This is a genomic window from Bacillus sp. FSL H7-0578 (assembly GCF_038630855.1).
GTDB classification, from domain to species: Bacteria; Bacillota; Bacilli; order Bacillales; family Bacillaceae; genus Bacillus; species Bacillus safensis.
In genome coordinates this window covers 2,510,397-2,526,716 of sequence record NZ_CP152045.1, presented here as the reverse complement: position 1 = coordinate 2,526,716, position 16,320 = coordinate 2,510,397, and the positions used below count along the sequence as shown (strand labels likewise).

General features: G+C 42.6%; 15 protein-coding genes. 12 read left to right on the top strand and 3 right to left on the bottom strand.

The genetic code is table 11. The annotated features are described in order from the left end of the window. Nucleotides 1–24: 24 nt before the first annotated feature. Nucleotides 25–291: a DUF1294 domain-containing protein gene (locus tag MHB41_RS12965; RefSeq protein ID WP_034279690.1), complete on the top strand. Its 267-nt coding sequence runs from the start codon at nucleotides 25–27 to the stop codon at nucleotides 289–291. A 17-nt stretch (nucleotides 292–308) separates the two neighbouring features. On the opposite strand, the gene MHB41_RS12960 is transcribed toward MHB41_RS12965, so the two are convergent. After that, nucleotides 309–713, bottom strand: a complete 405-nt coding sequence (locus MHB41_RS12960) for a hypothetical protein (protein ID WP_024426127.1) — start codon at nucleotides 711–713, stop codon at nucleotides 309–311. Nucleotides 714–892: 179 nt separating this feature from the next. On the opposite strand from MHB41_RS12960, the gene MHB41_RS12955 reads away from it, so the two are divergent. Together MHB41_RS12955 and cstA are read left to right on the top strand one after the other, a co-directional pair. After that, nucleotides 893–1,981 carry a M42 family metallopeptidase gene (locus MHB41_RS12955; protein WP_024425723.1) on the top strand — a complete coding sequence of 363 codons (1,089 nt, stop codon included), beginning with the start codon at nucleotides 893–895 and terminating at the stop codon, nucleotides 1,979–1,981. Between the two features lie 345 nt (nucleotides 1,982–2,326). After that, nucleotides 2,327–4,123: a carbon starvation protein CstA gene (cstA, locus tag MHB41_RS12950; RefSeq protein ID WP_046312019.1), complete on the top strand. Its 1,797-nt coding sequence runs from the start codon at nucleotides 2,327–2,329 to the stop codon at nucleotides 4,121–4,123. A gap of 42 nt (nucleotides 4,124–4,165) precedes the next feature. Here the strand turns inward: cstA and sspI are convergent, their stop codons facing one another. Next, nucleotides 4,166–4,387 carry a small acid-soluble spore protein SspI gene (gene sspI, locus MHB41_RS12945; protein ID WP_024425725.1) on the bottom strand — a complete coding sequence of 74 codons (222 nt, stop codon included), beginning with the start codon at nucleotides 4,385–4,387 and terminating at the stop codon, nucleotides 4,166–4,168. Between the two features lie 113 nt (nucleotides 4,388–4,500). Between sspI and MHB41_RS12940 the strand changes: the two genes are divergently transcribed. The 3 genes from MHB41_RS12940 (at nucleotide 4,501) to pheT (ending at nucleotide 9,085) form a co-directional block, all read left to right on the top strand. Then, nucleotides 4,501–5,244, top strand: a complete 744-nt coding sequence (locus MHB41_RS12940) for an RNA methyltransferase (RefSeq protein WP_046312017.1) — start codon at nucleotides 4,501–4,503, stop codon at nucleotides 5,242–5,244. Nucleotides 5,245–5,620: 376 nt separating this feature from the next. Beyond that, nucleotides 5,621–6,655: a phenylalanine--tRNA ligase subunit alpha gene (pheS, locus tag MHB41_RS12935; RefSeq protein ID WP_034279699.1), complete on the top strand. Its 1,035-nt coding sequence runs from the start codon at nucleotides 5,621–5,623 to the stop codon at nucleotides 6,653–6,655. 15 nt (nucleotides 6,656–6,670) lie between these two features. Continuing rightward, nucleotides 6,671–9,085 carry a phenylalanine--tRNA ligase subunit beta gene (gene pheT / locus MHB41_RS12930; protein WP_061109450.1) on the top strand — a complete coding sequence of 805 codons (2,415 nt, stop codon included), beginning with the start codon at nucleotides 6,671–6,673 and terminating at the stop codon, nucleotides 9,083–9,085. Between the two features lie 38 nt (nucleotides 9,086–9,123). Here the strand turns inward: pheT and rnhC are convergent, their stop codons facing one another. Further along, nucleotides 9,124–10,047 carry a ribonuclease HIII gene (rnhC, locus tag MHB41_RS12925; protein ID WP_081279468.1) on the bottom strand — a complete coding sequence of 308 codons (924 nt, stop codon included), beginning with the start codon at nucleotides 10,045–10,047 and terminating at the stop codon, nucleotides 9,124–9,126. A 134-nt stretch (nucleotides 10,048–10,181) separates the two neighbouring features. On the opposite strand from rnhC, the gene zapA reads away from it, so the two are divergent. The 6 genes from zapA to MHB41_RS12895 all read left to right on the top strand — a co-directional run bounded on the left by zapA (nucleotide 10,182) and on the right by MHB41_RS12895 (nucleotide 16,223). Next, the gene (zapA, locus tag MHB41_RS12920) at nucleotides 10,182–10,439 is read left to right on the top strand and encodes a cell division protein ZapA (RefSeq protein ID WP_012010831.1); all 258 of its coding nucleotides are present in this window, start codon (nucleotides 10,182–10,184) and stop codon (nucleotides 10,437–10,439) included. A gap of 7 nt (nucleotides 10,440–10,446) precedes the next feature. Further along, a complete protein-coding gene (locus tag MHB41_RS12915; protein ID WP_024423226.1) occupies nucleotides 10,447–10,980 on the top strand; it encodes a CvpA family protein in 534 nt (177 codons plus the stop codon). A 114-nt stretch (nucleotides 10,981–11,094) separates the two neighbouring features. Continuing rightward, nucleotides 11,095–12,807, top strand: coding sequence for a DNA polymerase/3'-5' exonuclease PolX (gene polX / locus MHB41_RS12910; RefSeq protein ID WP_061109449.1), 1,713 nt, complete (start codon nucleotides 11,095–11,097; stop codon nucleotides 12,805–12,807). A gap of 21 nt (nucleotides 12,808–12,828) precedes the next feature. Then, complete coding sequence (locus tag MHB41_RS12905; protein ID WP_061109532.1) at nucleotides 12,829–15,186, top strand: endonuclease MutS2; 2,358 nt, start codon at nucleotides 12,829–12,831, stop codon at nucleotides 15,184–15,186. Nucleotides 15,187–15,200: 14 nt separating this feature from the next. Further along, nucleotides 15,201–15,605 carry a DUF350 domain-containing protein gene (locus MHB41_RS12900; RefSeq protein ID WP_008345990.1) on the top strand — a complete coding sequence of 135 codons (405 nt, stop codon included), beginning with the start codon at nucleotides 15,201–15,203 and terminating at the stop codon, nucleotides 15,603–15,605. Between the two features lie 162 nt (nucleotides 15,606–15,767). After that, on the top strand, nucleotides 15,768–16,223 hold the full coding sequence (locus MHB41_RS12895; RefSeq protein ID WP_034280732.1) for an immunity 63 family protein: 456 nt from the start codon (nucleotides 15,768–15,770) through the stop codon (nucleotides 16,221–16,223). Nucleotides 16,224–16,320: the final 97 nt, after the last annotated feature.

Genomic DNA, 16,320 nt, shown 5'->3' with positions numbered 1-16,320 from the left:
TTCTCATCATGTGAGGTGAAATGAATGAATATGGCTTTGATCCTGCTGCTTATTTTGGTGAATGGCTATGGCTTTTTTCTCATGGGTGAAGACAAACGCCGGGCCAAAGCACATAAATGGAGAATTTCAGAGGCGCATTTATGGAGTGCTGCGGTTCTTTTTGGCGCTGCCGGGTCGTATCTAGGAATGCAGTATTTCCGGCATAAAACAAAGCATCCTGCCTTTCAAATCGGCATGCCTTTATTAATTATTTTGCAGTTGATCCTATTGGGATATATCCAAGTTATTTGAAAAAGGAGCAGACGCCATTAGGACGGCGTGTCTGCTCCTTTTTTTTGTTTGATTTTTTTTATGGGCTGATCCCAATCAATTTTTGTTTGAGGATAACGCTCGATAATGTTTTCCTCCAGTTTTTCAAAGTCTTCTAATGTAAATTCACTCAGCTTCTCAGGTGACTCCGTCCAAACGTAAATGGAGTGGACAAACAGAGGATGATCCTTAGAAGGAACATGCTTCTCCCCTTCAAACAAGACACCTTTATAGACGAAATTAAAATTTTTGCGCGCATTTTGCTGTTCGTCCATAAAATAAAAGCCTTCTTTTAATTGTGCTTGTTTCAGCTTTCTTCTCGGATTTGAGAAGAATTTTACCGCCATGTAGAAGATGTAGACAAGCAGTGCAACAAGAGCTAGTCTCATGAGGATTACAAACATGACAGGATGCACCTCCAATACCGTTATCTGATGTACTACGAATGAAAACGCCAAAAGGTTTCAACTTTTTTTAAAAAAATATTTCGTAAAACGAAAAAATATTCATAAAAAGATCGTATTGAACGAAAGAGGTTTTGTATAATAAGAATGCACCATGAAGATAAAGGAGGATAAATGGAATGACAAAGCTCGATCAAACATTAACTATGCTCAAAGACCTAACGGATGCAAAAGGGATTCCAGGAAATGAACGTGATGTCAAAAAAGTCATGCAGACATACATAGAATCATATGCAGATGAAGTCTCTACAGACCGCCTTGGCAGCTTGATCGCTAAAAAGGAAGGAAACGCTAACGGACCTAAAATTATGCTCGCTGGTCACTTAGATGAAGTAGGATTCATGGTGACAAAAATTGATGACAAAGGCTACATTCGTTTTCAAACAGTCGGCGGCTGGTGGTCACAAGTCATGCTCGCCCAGCGTGTCACCATTGTGACGAAAAAGGGAGAGATCACAGGGGTAATTGGTTCAAAGCCACCACACGTCTTGTCACCTGAAGCTCGTAAAAAGTCAATTGAGATTACGGATATGTTTATTGATATTGGGGCGTCAAGCAAAGAACAGGCAATGGAGTGGGGCGTGCTGCCTGGAGATCAAATCGTTCCTTACTTTGAGTTTACAGTCATGAATGATGAAAAAATGCTCCTTGCAAAAGCATGGGACAACCGCATTGGCTGTGCAGTCGCCATTGATGTCATGAAAAATTTGCACAATGCTCAGCATGAGAATATTGCTTACAGCGTCGCAACTGTCCAAGAGGAAGTAGGCCTGCGCGGAGCTAAAACAGCAGCGGCTACGATTCAGCCTGATATTGGATTTGCCATTGATGTAGGTGTAGCAGGAGATACACCGGGCATCACTGAGAAAGAAGCAACTAGCAAACTTGGCAAAGGCCCAACGATTGTTGTATTTGATGCTTCAATGGTCTCCCATAAAGGACTTCGTGATTTTGTTGTCCAAACAGCTGATGAACTGAACATTCCTTATCAATATGACTCAATGCCTGGCGGCGGGACAGATGCTGGCGGTATTCATTTAACAGGCCATGGTGTTCCATCACTATCTATCGGAATTCCGAGCAGATATATTCATACCCATGCCGCAATGATTCACCGAGATGATTATGAAAATGCAGTGAAGCTTTTAACAGAAGTGATCAAAAGACTTGATCAAAAAACCGTTGAACAGATTACGTACGGTTCTTAAGTAAGAAAGCCTTTCCTCAGTACAGGGGAAAGGCTTTTTTATTGAATTTCCCAGGAAATGAACGGTGTGTTCAAAGAGAGTCAAAAGAACTGTTTTCAGTAAAAGAGGAGAATGTTTCCTAGTGAATAAGGCACATGTGATCGAGCGTTTATTTTTGTAAGATGAAAGCAATAAAAAGGACAGAGCCATAGAATGCCCTGTCAAAAGAGAGTTTATGGAAGTAGGTGAAGCTACCTTAAGAATAAACATATTATTCTTATTTGTCAACTTGGTTTTAAAAGAAAGAAAAATCAATCAATTTATGTTATATTTGTAACAAATTGTTTATACAAAGGGGATGGTTAAATGAATGCGGTTACAATTGTCATAGGATCTATGTGTATTTTAGCGATTGCCTATCGTCTTTATGGCACATTTATGATGGTCAAGGTATTAAAGGTCACAGATGATCATCCTACACCGGCTCACACGCTAGAGGACGGGAAAGATTATGTGCCGACAAATAAATGGGTCACATTTGGGCATCACTTTGCTGCCATTGCAGCTGCTGGTCCGTTAGTGGGTCCGATTTTAGCCGCTCAATTTGGGTATTTACCTGGTCTCCTTTGGCTTTTAATTGGAGCAGTCATAGGCGGAGCTGTACATGATCTAGTCGTCTTATTTGCATCGATGCGAAAAAAGGGGAAATCATTATCAGAGGTAGCGAAGGAAGAGCTGGGACCTGTTGCCGGGTTTTGTACAGGGCTTGCGATGCTGTTTATTATTACCATCACAATGGCAGGTTTGTCTATGGTTGTGCTTCATGCTTTAGAACGTAACCCTTGGGGGACATTTGCAGTTGGAATCACGATTCCGATTGCGATGGGGGTTGGTCTGTATTATAAAAAAACAGGCAATTTAAAGCTGGCGACATCTGCGGGATTTATTTTGCTGATGTTTGGGGTATTCCTTGGTCCAAATATTCAAGGAACGGCACTAGGTGATTTTTTAACACTTGATACAAAAACGCTTGCTCTTGCCCTGCCGATCTATGCCTTTTTTGCTGCGGCTCTGCCAGTTTGGCTGCTGCTTGCACCGAGGGACTATTTAAGTAGTTTTATGAAAATTGGTGTATTCATTGCGCTGATTGCTGGTATCTTTGTCGTGAATCCGTCCATTCAATTCCCCGCGTTTACAGAGTTTGTGAATGGAGGAGGACCTGTATTAGCTGGTCCTGTCTGGCCATTTATTTCGATTACCATTGCTTGCGGTGCCATTTCTGGTTTCCACGCATTTGTTGGTTCAGGGACAACACCTAAGATGCTGGACCGATGGAGTGATATGAAGCCTGTTGCGTTTGGCGCAATGCTTGTGGAATGCTTAGTTGGGATTATGGCTTTAATTGCAGCTACTGCTCTGCATCCAGGAGATTATTTTGCGATAAACAGTACACCCGAAGTGTTCCGTACACTCGGTATGAGTGTCGAAAACCTTCCGCAGCTGAGTAAGGAAATCGGCCTTGACTTAGAAGGAAGAACGGGTGGTGCCGTAACATTAGCGGTAGGGATGGCGTATATCTTTACGGGGATTCCGTTCTTTAGTCATTTGGCTTCTTACTTCTTCCAGTTCGTCATTATGTTTGAGGCTGTCTTTATTTTAACTGCTATTGATGCGGGGACACGTGTGGCACGCTATTTGATTCAAGACTTCTTAGGTGAAGCATATAAACCGCTTAAACGAACTGACTGGATACCTGGTTCGGTGTTTGCAAGTGCGCTTGCTTGTTTTATGTGGGGATACTTACTTTACTCAGGGGACATCGGGTCTATTTGGGCGCTGTTTGGGGTTTCAAATCAGTTAATGGCCTCGGTTGGGTTGATCATCGGGGCAACCGTTGTATTAAAAATTGCAGATAAAAGACGATATATGCTGACTTGTTTAATTCCGCTTGCTTACTTATATGTGACGGTGAATTATGCAGGCTATTGGATGGTAGCAAATGTATATCTCAATCCTGAAGCATCCGGTTACAGCGTGCTGAATGCGGTACTGTCGATCATCATGCTGATCTTAGGTTTTGTGATTATTGTGTTTGCGATAAAAAAATGGGTCGAAATCTGGCGTGATCCAGCGCTTCGAATGGAAACGCCTATCACTGGCTAAATGAAAAAGGCCGGTTTGCTTATATAAGCAAACCGGCTTCTTTTATTGCTGCTGCTGAGGCTTTAAGCCTTGCTCTAATGTTTCAAGGATCTCATTTTTCTCGTTTTCTGATGCTTCTTGCCATAGCACTTCGAACAACACGCCAAGGCCTGGCAGCATTTTTTCCTCGCCGCTTTGAATAGCATCTAAAATCGTATGTTCAAGCTGTTCTTGATTATGGCCAGTAATGTTTTGAATGACTGCGCCTCTTAAATTAAAATCCATTGCCCACACTCCTTTTTTGATGGTAATAGCCCTATTCTGTCTCAAAGACAGGTTTATTATGTAGGGTGCATGAGATATAATAAATTCATGATAATTAAAGGAGTTAACGTCGCTTGAAATATATAGAATCAGCTAAAAACACAAACATTAAACAGTGGAAGAAGCTCCATACGAAAAAAGAACGAACGAAAACGGGGCTGTTTCTCGTTGAGGGAATACATTTAGTCGAAGAAGCATTAAAGAGCGGGATCGTGAAGGAATTAATGGTCACCTCGCCCGATATGCTTCCTTCTCATATCCAGCCTGACATTGAGCTTTATGAACTGAGCGAAGAGGCCTTTTCTGCCATGACAGAAACGGAAACGCCTCAGCACATTGCCGCAGTCTGTACAGTTCCTGTTTTTGAAGAAAAGAAGGTTGAACGAATTCTTCTATTAGACGCAGTGCAGGACCCGGGGAATTTAGGCACACTCATTCGAACAGCAGATGCCGCTGGTCTTGATGCTGTGATCTTAGGAGAAGGAACAGTTGATGCGTTTAACGGAAAAACGCTCCGTTCGGCACAAGGGTCTCATTTTCACCTGCCTATCTTAAAGCAAACTCTTCAACAGGCGATCACCGAACTGAAAGAACGAGGCATACCTGTATACGGGAGTGCCTTAAAAGATGCGAAAGAGTATAGAAGCGTAACGGCAGAAGGTCCGTTTGCATTAATTGTTGGAAATGAGGGAGCAGGTATTGATCCAGCGATTCTGCAAATGACAGATCAAAATTTATATGTGCCAATGTATGGGCAGGCAGAATCATTAAATGTCGCTGTTGCAGCAGCTGTTCTTGTCTATCATTTGCGCGGATAGTGTTGCATCAAGTGCTCATTTTCACTATAATGAAACTAATATTTTAAAAACCATGATAGAGGAAGATTGTTTCAAGAAGCGGCCTTTTAGGGAGAATGCATCGTAGACTGAAAGTGCATTTAAGGAATGCTGAAACAGGAATTCACCTCTGGAGTTGTCACCGGGACCGCAGGCTTTGCGTAAAGGTGAACCGGATTCGTTTGATTCCGTTATGTCAATGAAGCTTATTCGCACATGCATTTGTGCTTAACAAGGGTGGTACCGCGACCACAACTCGTCCCTTCTTTTATGGAGGAACGGGTTTTTTTATTGTCTTCAAACGATCAAACAGCCGTTTATCCGAGCGGTTTTGTATATCAAAAGGAGGATTACACTCATGCAAGAAACGTTAAAACAGCTTGAAACAGAGGCGATAGCGAAGGTTGAAGCAGCTAGCTCGCTCAAAGAGGTCAATGACATTCGTGTTCAATACTTAGGGAAAAAAGGACCGATTACAGAAGTACTTCGCGGAATGGGCAAGCTCTCCGCAGAAGAAAGACCGAAAATGGGTGCACTTGCTAACGAAGTAAGAGAGCAGATTGCTGGTGCCATTGCTGAAAAAAATGAACAGCTGGAAAAAGAAGAAGTGAAGAAAAAACTTGCGTCTCAAACGATCGATGTTACTTTACCGGCAAGTCCAATCAAAATGGGAGCAAGACATCCATTAACGATTGTTGTCGAAGATATTGAAGATTTATTTATTGGCATGGGCTATACCGTTGAGGAAGGTCCTGAGGTAGAAACGGATTATTATAACTTTGAAGCGCTGAATCTTCCAAAGGAGCATCCGGCACGTGATATGCAGGACAGCTTCTATATTACCGAAGATACACTGATGAGAACACAAACATCACCAGTACAAGCACGTACACTTGAGAAATATAAAGGACAAGGTCCTGTGAAGATCATCTGTCCTGGGAAAGTATATAGACGTGACAGTGATGACGCGACTCATTCACATCAATTTATGCAAATTGAAGGGCTTGTCGTCGATCACAATATTAGCATGAGTGATTTAAAAGGAACACTGGAGACAGTCGCAAGAAAAATGTTTGGTGAAGATCGTGAAATTAGACTGCGTCCAAGCTTTTTCCCATTCACAGAACCATCTGTCGAAGTCGATGTGTCTTGCTTTAAATGCGGCGGGAAGGGCTGCTCTGTATGTAAAGGAACAGGCTGGATTGAGATTTTAGGTGCAGGAATGGTTCATCCGAATGTCCTGAAAATGAGCGGGTTTGATCCAGAAACTTACCAAGGCTTTGCTTTTGGAATGGGTGTGGAACGGATCGCGATGCTGAAATACGGCATTGATGATATTCGCCATTTCTACACAAATGACATTAGATTCACAAAGCAATTCAAGCAGGACTAAGAGGAGGAAATCAACATGTTTGTTTCATATAAATGGTTAGAAGACTATGTCGATTTAGAAGGCATCAAGCCGGCTGAATTAGCAGAAAAAATCACAAGAAGCGGAATTGAAGTGGAAGCCGTTGAATATAAAGGCGAAGGCATCAAAGGAGTTGTCGTTGGACACGTCATTGAACGTGAACAGCATCCGAATGCAGATAAATTAAACAAATGTCTTGTTGATATCGGCGAAGAAGCACCAGTGCAAATTATTTGCGGGGCTCCGAATGTGGAGAAAGGACAGTATGTGGCCGTCGCAACGGTGGGCGCAGTCCTTCCTGGCAACTTTAAAATTAAAAAAGCAAAACTGCGCGGTGAAGAGTCTCATGGCATGATTTGTTCTCTGCAAGAATTAGGCGTAGAGAGCAAGCTCGTACCAAAAGAATATGCAGAAGGCATCTTTGTTTTCCCGAACGACGTGAAACCAGGAGATGATGCCCTTCAAGCACTTCAATTAGATGATGCGGTGCTTGAGCTTGGCTTAACACCAAACCGTGCCGATGCCCTGAATATGCTAGGTGTCGCTTATGAGGTTGCGGCCATTTTAGGAAGAGACATCAAGCTTCCTGATACAGCACATGACACTTCTTCCGAAAAAGCAGCAGACTATATTTCTGTTAAAATTGAGGATCAAGAAGCGAATCCACTTTATGCAGCAAAGATCATTAAAAATGTAAAGGTTGGACCAGCACCGCTTTGGATGCAAACAAGATTGATGAATGCAGGCATTCGTCCAATTAACAACGTTGTGGATATTACAAACTTTGTACTGCTTGAATACGGCCAGCCGCTTCATGCCTTTGATTATGACCGCTTTGGTTCAAAGCAGGTGGTCGTTCGTAAAGCGTCTGACAGCGAAATCATTCAAACACTCGATGAGCAAGAGCGTACATTGTCATCAAAGCACCTTGTCATCACGAATGGAACGAAAGCACACGCGGTAGCAGGCGTCATGGGCGGCTTTGAATCAGAGGTACGGGATGAGACGACGACGATTCTTTTAGAAGCGGCATATTTCAACGGTCAAACAGTCCGTCAAGCATCTAGAGACTTAGGGCTTCGCAGTGAATCAAGCACACGATTTGAAAAAGGCCTCGATCCGCAGCGTACGAAACCGGCAGCAGAAAGAGCAGCTCAATTGATCAGCATGTATGCAGGCGGTGAAGTGCTAAGCGGTACAGTTGAGGAAAATCACCTTGAAGCAAGTATGAATGTCATCCACGTATCAACTGAGCGTGTGAACAAGGTGCTTGGAATGAGCATTTCAAAAGAAGATATGATTCAGATTTTCAACAAACTAGGATTCACAGTGGGCGAATCAAATGATGTTCTTGTCGTAACAGTTCCTTCCCGCAGAATGGATATTACGATTGAAGAAGACCTCATTGAAGAAGTGGCAAGATTATATGGCTACGATAATATTCCATCTACACTGCCTAGGACAGCTGGCACCGTTGGCGGCCTCACGCCATACCAAGTGAAGCGCAGAAAGGTGAGACGTTTCTTAGAGGGGGCAGGACTTTCTCAAGCGATTACGTATTCATTGACGAATCAGCATAAGTCCACAGCTTTTGCACTGCATCCAGCCTATGAAACGAGACTTTCTCTGCCAATGAGTGAGGAACGCAGTGTGCTGAGACAAAGTCTTCTGCCAAACTTACTTGATTCTGTTGCATATAACTTGGCAAGACAAGCTGACTCATTTGGATTTTATGAAACGGGCTCTGTTTTTTTAGCAGAAGCTGAAGGGGCAAAACCAGTGGAAAAAGAACATGTCGCTGGTGCGCTGACAGGCTTATGGCATAAAAATCTTTGGCAGGGCGAGAAAAAAGCCGTCGATTTTTATGTAGCGAAAGGAATTGCTGAAGGATTGTTCGAAAAGCTTGGTGTGTCAGACCAAATCACTTATGTTCAAGCAGAGCGTGAGGGTCTTCACCCAGGGCGAACTGCAGATGTTCACTTAAATGGTCAAGTCATTGGCTTTGTTGCCGCACTGCATCCAGTCGTTGAAAAGGAATTGGATTTAAAAGAAACGTATGTCTTCGAGTTTGATTTAACAGATGTAATGACATCTGAAACGAAGGATATGAAATATACAGCGATCCCGAGATTCCCTGCTGTGACAAGAGACATCGCACTTGTTGTCGATCAGCATATCTCAAGCGGACAGCTGGAGCGTGTCATCTATGAAGCAGGCGGTCATCTACTCACAGACCTATCTGTATTTGATGTGTACGAAGGGGAACATATGGAAGAAGGCAAAAAATCTGTTGCATTCTCTCTTCAATATTTAAATCCTGAACAAACGTTGACCGAGGAAGAAGTTACAGCTGTTCATACAAAAGTTTTGAAAGCACTAGAAGATACGTATCAAGCCGTCTTACGCGGTTAAAGGAAAAAAAGCTAGGACCTCATGGGCTCTAGCTTTTTTTATAGCATTTTTTTCGCTTTTTGTGTGTTGGCAAAATGCAGCTTTGTAAATTGACGTAAAGCATCTTCACCGTGCAGCTTGATGAGCTTGGCGGCGGCCTTGTCTACATGAGGACCGGCTCCTTTTGGGATGTCAAAGCCTGCAGCCTGTGATAATTTGTCCATTTCAATTAAAAAGGCGTACCTTGCGATAATGGAAGCTGCAGCGACTGACAAATGGATGCCTTCTGCTTTTGTACTAAAATACGTCCGCTCCCGGATGATTTTTTTCCCGGCAAGATGCTTGAAATAAATCCCTGGTTCTGCAAATTGGTCAATCAAAATGGCTTCAGGCTGCTGTCCGTCCAGTTTTTCTAGCACAGAGGTGATGACTTGGTTATGAAGCAGTGCCTTCATTTTTCCTTGACTCATGCCCTTTTCCTGCATCGTATTGTACTTTTCATTTCGGAGAACGAGAAGGCTGAACGGAATGGTTTTGATGAGATCCTTGGCAATGTTGATAATTTGCGGGTCCTTTAGCCCTTTTGAGTCTTTTACGCCAAGCTCTTTCATTAAAGCAAGCTGGCTGGCATCAACATAGGCCGCACAGACTGTGATCGGTCCGAAATAATCACCTGTACCTACTTCATCTGAACCGATGACCGACATGGAAGCAATGCCGGGCGGCGGACTGTATTTTGTAACAGCAGGTGATTTTTGACTTTTCGTATCAGCTGCTTGCAAGTGGCTGAATTGACTGGCTTCAGCTTCTGCCTTTTGTCCTTGAAACAATACTTTTCCAGATCGATAGGCTGTAATCGTACAGCCAGGGACTTTTGCTTGAAAGAGGGCGCCTGGTGGCAAATTGTCTGTTAAATGCTGCGCATACGCGCTCTTCATTTTTTTAAGGTCTTCTGATGTTGCTTTTAAAACGGATTGGGGCACAGTGGATAACTCCTTTTTACCTTGATATCATTGATTTCTAAAGTGTACCATAACAGGGAAGGGCTCGTCTTTCCATTCAATGTCTAAACATGTTATGATAGAGACTAGGATTCTCGTGGAATGGAGGAGAAACGTTGTCTGACGGCGGTAAAACGAAAACAACAGTTGAGATTTACGGACAGTCCTATACGATCATCGGACAAGAAACGAAGATGCATATGCGACATGTTGCGTCAATTGTTGATGATAAAATGAGAGAAATAAATGAAAAAAATCCATACCTTGATATAAACAAATTAGCTGTACTGACAGCAGTCAATGTCGTCCACGACTACTTGAAATTAAAAGAGCAATACGAAAAATTAGAGATTCAGCTAAAAGAAAAGGAATGAAATTACCGTGATCGATATCATCATTTTGTTTTTGCTTCTTATGGGAACGCTTGTCGGTCTAAAGCGCGGGTTTATTCTTCAATTTATTAAATTGATCAGCTTTGTTGTTTCTATCTTAGTGGCTTCTATGTTTTATCAGTCACTTGCACCACAGCTTACGTGGATTCCGGCACCTAATTTTAGCGGCGGTCAACCGCAGCTCGCTTTCTTTAGCGGGAATCTAGAAACAGCTTATTATAATACCATTGCGTTTATCATTCTGTTTATCTTGACTAAAATCCTGCTCGCCATCATTGGCGGATTGCTCACAACCATTGCAAGTATACCTGTGATTAAACAGGTGAACAAACTGCTTGGCGGTGTTTTAGGATTTCTTGAAACCTATTTATTTGTGTTTATTCTATTGTTTGTGGCTGCACTACTTCCAGTAGATGCGCTGCAAACAATGATGAGCAAATCAATGTTAGCAGATGTGATCGTAAACAACACCCCTTACCTGTCCGGTCTTGTCAAAGACCTATGGTCGACGTATGGAGTTTAAAAACTTCTCCTTTTCTGGAGAAGTTTTTTCTCATTACATGACAGAAAGTTGTAGGATGAAGGGAAAGTTTGTATATTTATATAGGAAGATGCCAAAGCGGCTGGAGGATGAGAGATGAATAAAAAAGATATTATCAAACTTCTTGAAACAATTGCAGTATATATGGAACTAAAAGGAGATAATCCTTTTAAAATTTCTGCCTTTCGTAAAGCAGCAGCGGCACTGGAACAAGACGACCGCAGCCTTTCTCAAATAGATGATTTATTAGCATTACCCGGCATTGGAAAAGGAACCTTTGCTGTGATCACAGAGTATATCGAAAAAGGACAATCAGAAACACTCGAACAATTAAAAAAGGAAGTGCCTGAAGGGCTTGTCCCGCTCTTAAAATTGCAAGGGCTTGGCGGGAAGAAGATTGCGAAGCTTTACCAAGAGCTTGGCGTCCATGATGCACAGTCATTAAAAGAAGCATGCGAAGCGGAAAAAGTACAAGCGCTTGCAGGCTTCGGTAAAAAAACCGAAGAAAAGATACTCGCCGCTCTTGAGGAGGCTGGAAAACAGCCAGAACGACTGCCAATTGGCTTTGCATTAGATGTGGCAGAGCGGATTGATCATGCGCTTGAACAGATGAAGGGGATTCTTCGTTTTTCTAGAGCTGGCAGTTTAAGACGTGCACGAGAAACTGTCAAAGATTTAGATTATATCATTGCGACCAGCGATCCTGAACAAGTCAGAGAGCAGCTCGTTGCACTTGATGATGTCAAAGACGTCATCGCAAGCGGTGATACGAAGGTATCTGTCATTCTTGCCCTTGATTTTGAGATCAGTGTAGACTTCCGGCTTGTGACAACAGACCAATTTGCAACAACGCTGCACCATTTCACTGGCTCAAAAGATCACAATATTCGCATGCGACAGCTGGCGAAGGAACGCGGAGAGCGTATTAGTGAATATGGTGTGGAAACAATTGAAACTGGAGAAGTCAAAACGTTTGAAGACGAGGCCGCTTTTTATGCGCATTTTCAACTTCCGCTCATCCCGCCAGAAATTCGTGAAACCGGAGCGGAGATTGATACGTATAAAGAAAGTATGCAATTTGTAGAGTTAAAAGATATCAAAGGCGACCTTCATATGCACTCAACATGGAGTGACGGCGCATTTTCTATTCGCGAAATGGCAGAGGCATGTATCGCAAAAGGCTATGAATACATGGCGATTACAGACCACTCGCATTATTTAAAAGTAGCAAACGGTTTAACAAAAGAACGTTTACGTCTGCAAGCAAAAGAAATTGACAAGCTGAATCAAGAATTCGAGCATTTTCACATTTTCAAAGGGGTCGAAATGGATATTCTCCCGGATGGATCATTAGATTATGATGATGACTTTTTAGCAGACATGGATTTTGTCATTGCGTCTATCCACTCGAGCTTTTCTCAGCCGGAAGAAGTCATTATGGAGCGCCTTGAAAATGCCCTGCGGAATCAGCATGTGGATTTAATTGCACATCCAACAGGCCGTTTGATCGGCAGACGGGACGGTTATGCCTTAAATATAGATCAGCTCATAGAGCTTGCGAAGAAAACGGGAACTGCACTAGAGCTCAACAGCAACCCGTCAAGACTTGATTTAAAAGCAGAGCATTTAATGAAAGCAAACGAAGCAGGTGTGAACATCATGATCAATACAGATGCACACAATATCACCATGCTGGATCATATGGAAGTTGGTGTAACAGCTGCAAGAAAAGGCTGGACACCAAAAGCAAATGTCGTGAATACTTTTTCTCTAAACGAGATCAAAAAGTTTTTAACGCGTGACAGGTAGTCGTTAGGAGGCTGGACCATGCTGCAACAAAAAGTGTTAGCATCATTAGAATTTCATAAAGTAAAAGAAAAAGTCATGTCCTATACCGCATCCTCATTAGGAAAAGAAAGAGCGCAGGATTTAACGCCGCTGACGGATATAGAAACCATTCAGCATTTGCTGGAAGAGGTAGCAGAAGCACAGGATGTCATCCGCTTAAAGGGATCGGCGCCATTTGGCGGGCTGACGGATATTAGACGCGGGGTCAAACGGGCAGAAATCGGCAGTACATTAAGCCCATCTGAGCTCATGGAAATTGCAGCGCTGTTATACACTGCGAAAAATATGAAGCACTTTCTCACGTCCCTGTATGAAGATGGTGTAGACATACCTCGCCTTCATACATATGCAGAGACGCTGATATTACTGCCTGAAGTCAGAAAAGAAATCGAAAGCTGTATTGGTGATAATGGAGAAGTGCTTGATCACGCAACTCCGGCGCTACGAACAATACGTACGCAATTACGTTCATTAGAATCAAAAGTTCGAGATAAATTAGAATCCATGATTCGCTCACAATCTGCTTCAAAAATGCTGTCAGACACGATTGTCACCATTCGTAATGATCGGTTTGTGATTCCGGTAAAGCAGGAGTACCGCTCGAATTACGGCGGAATTGTTCACGATCAATCATCATCTGGGGCAACCCTTTTTATTGAGCCGCAAGTGGTCGTGGATTTAAATAACACCTTGCAGCAAACCCGTTTAAAAGAAAAACAAGAGGTCGAAAAGATCCTGCAAATGCTGACAGCGAGCGTGTCAGAACACATTGAGAAACTGCTTCACAATGTAAAAGAGCTTCAGACGTTAGATTTTATTTTTGCTAAAGCCAAATATGCAAAGGCAGAAAAAGCCACAAAGCCTGCTGTGAATGATCAAGGGGAGATTTATTTAAAGCGGGCAAGACATCCTCTATTGCCTAGGGATCAGGTTGTGGCAAATGACATTGAGCTCGGCAAAGATTTTTCAACCATTGTTATTACTGGCCCAAATACAGGGGGTAAGACAGTTACCTTGAAAACGCTTGGTCTTCTTACGCTGATGACGCAGGCAGGCCTTCATATTCCAGTTGAAGAAGGCTCGGAAGTGGCTGTATTCGACCAAGTCTTTGCTGATATTGGAGATGAACAGTCTATTGAGCAAAGCTTGAGTACGTTCTCATCTCATATGGTCAATATTGTAGATATCTTAAAGAATTTGACATCTAACTCACTCGTGTTATTTGATGAATTAGGGGCAGGAACAGACCCTGCAGAAGGTGCCGCGCTGGCCATGAGTATCTTAGATGAAGTGCATCAAACAAATGCACGCGTCATCGCAACGACCCATTATCCTGAGCTGAAGGCTTACGGATATAACCGGGAAGGTGTCACAAATGCGAGCGTGGAGTTTGACATTGAAACCTTATCACCAACGTACCGCTTGCTCATCGGTGTGCCCGGACGAAGTAATGCATTTGAAATTTCTAAACGTCTTGGGTTGCCAGATCACCTCATTGACCGTGCAAAAGCGGATATGCATGCCGAGCATAATGAAGTAGACCAAATGATTGCTTCATTAGAAGACAGCAAGAAACAAGCAGAAGAAGAGCTGCATGAGACAGAAGTCTATAGAAAAGAAGCAGAAAAGCTTCATAAAGAATTGCAGAGACAAATTCTTGAATGGAATGAGCAAAAGGACAAACTGCTTGAAGAAGCTGAAAAAAAAGCGGCAGAAAAAATTGAACAAGCCTCAAAAGAAGCAGAAGACATCATTCAAGAGCTTCGTTCGATAAAAAATGAGCATCGATCATTTAAAGAACATGAACTCATCGATGCGAGAAAGCGTCTTGAAGAAGCAGTCCCTGAGTTTGACCGGAAGAAAAAGCCAGAGCCGGTGAAAAAAGCAGCAAGACAGTTAAAATCAGGCGACGAAGTGAAAGTGCTCACCTTCGGGCAAAAAGGAACGCTGCTTGAACAAACAGGTGACAAAGAATGGAGTGTCCAAATGGGCATTCTGAAAATGAAAGTAAAAGAAAAAGACATGGAATTTATCAAATCAGCACCTGAATTTAAGCAGGAGAAAGCCATTACGGCAGTCAAAGGAAAAGACTATCATGTATCGCTTGAGCTTGACTTAAGGGGAGAGCGTTATGAAAATGCCTTAAGCAGAGTCGAGAAATATTTAGATGATGCTGTCTTAGCTGGTTATCCGCGTGTGTCAATCATTCACGGAAAAGGAACTGGCGCCCTTAGAAAAGGGGTTCAGGAATTACTGAAACAGCACCGAAGTGTGAAAAATGCTCGTTTTGGGGAACAAGGCGAGGGAGGATCAGGCGTTACCATCGTCGAATTAAAGTAAAAAGGAGAAAACGCATGAAAGCCTTTTGGGAAAATGAACTTGTGGAAATTGCCGCCTATTACAGCGTGGCCGTCCTATGTCTTGTCTTATTTCTAACCATTTTTGAACTCGTTACCTCCTATAAAAACTGGGAAGAGATCCAGCGGGGGAACTTAGCTGTTGCCATGGCAACAGGCGGAAAGATTTTTGGGATTGCGAATGTGTTTCAGCATTCTATCGCACAGCACAATTCCCTTCTGCAAATGATTGGATGGGGCGTATACGGCTTTGTGATGCTGCTTGTCAGCTATTTCATTTTTGAATTTTTAACACCACGATTTAAAGTAGACAAAGAAATTGAGAATGATAATAGAGCGGTCGGGTTTATTTCACTCATTATTTCAGTTGGGCTGTCTTATGTAGTAGCAGCCGGCATTTAAGGAGACGACATGGAAAAGCTAGCAAAAGTATTAATCGTAGTTGCCTGCACTTTTGCGGTCATTGGTGCCGTTTACATGTTCCTGTGAAATGAAGAAGACAAAGTGAGAAAGCTGTCAGGGATTCCTTGGCAGCTTTTATCTCACCAGAAGGCGGTGAATCACATGAAGCAAATTCTGCAAAAAGACGAACTCATAAAGCGAATTGATACTTGTCTCCAAATGACTTCCCTGCCAAGAGACATATACGAACCGTATATTGCACGTCCATTTCAAACGACTGGATTTTTTGATGATTTGAGCCCTTATATTCAAATCGATCCGAGTGGCTATATTCTTATTCAATATGAACGAGGAATCCAAATGCTGCATAAAAGAACAAAAGCGGCGGATGAAGTCATTTACTGGATTTTAGAAGACACAATCTTTCTTACAGTCTACATAGATATGATGAGGCAGTATCAAGTCGACAACATCCAGACGCATTTACCTAATGACCCGAGTATCCATCAACAGATCGTGGAGAGAGTAAATGAGTCATTTCGTGCAATCGGTGGATTATATGAACAGTGGCATCATGAAGGAAAAAGAGCATCGATCGAAACACCGGCAAAGAAGTAAAGATGCCATGGAACCAAGCTCTATTTGAAAAAAGAAAACTGCCTTAAGGAAAAGTTTGCTATAATAAAATAGTACGAAAGTTCAGGAAGGAGGGTTT

Bases quoted from the DNA above. Each gene is read 5' to 3' on its own strand.
- cstA (WP_046312019.1), top strand. From the start codon at position 2,327: ATGAATGCGGTTACAATTGTCATAGGATCTATGTGTATTTTAGCGATT.
- MHB41_RS12960 (WP_024426127.1), bottom strand. From the start codon at position 713: ATGTTTGTAATCCTCATGAGACTAGCTCTTGTTGCACTGCTTGTCTAC.
- MHB41_RS12965 (WP_034279690.1), top strand. From the start codon at position 25: ATGAATATGGCTTTGATCCTGCTGCTTATTTTGGTGAATGGCTATGGC.
- MHB41_RS12900 (WP_008345990.1), top strand. From the start codon at position 15,201: ATGAAAGCCTTTTGGGAAAATGAACTTGTGGAAATTGCCGCCTATTAC.
- pheS (WP_034279699.1), top strand. From the start codon at position 5,621: ATGCAAGAAACGTTAAAACAGCTTGAAACAGAGGCGATAGCGAAGGTT.
- polX (WP_061109449.1), top strand. From the start codon at position 11,095: ATGAATAAAAAAGATATTATCAAACTTCTTGAAACAATTGCAGTATAT.
- MHB41_RS12895 (WP_034280732.1), top strand. From the start codon at position 15,768: ATGAAGCAAATTCTGCAAAAAGACGAACTCATAAAGCGAATTGATACT.
- pheT (WP_061109450.1), top strand. From the start codon at position 6,671: ATGTTTGTTTCATATAAATGGTTAGAAGACTATGTCGATTTAGAAGGC.
- sspI (WP_024425725.1), bottom strand. From the start codon at position 4,387: ATGGATTTTAATTTAAGAGGCGCAGTCATTCAAAACATTACTGGCCAT.
- MHB41_RS12955 (WP_024425723.1), top strand. From the start codon at position 893: ATGACAAAGCTCGATCAAACATTAACTATGCTCAAAGACCTAACGGAT.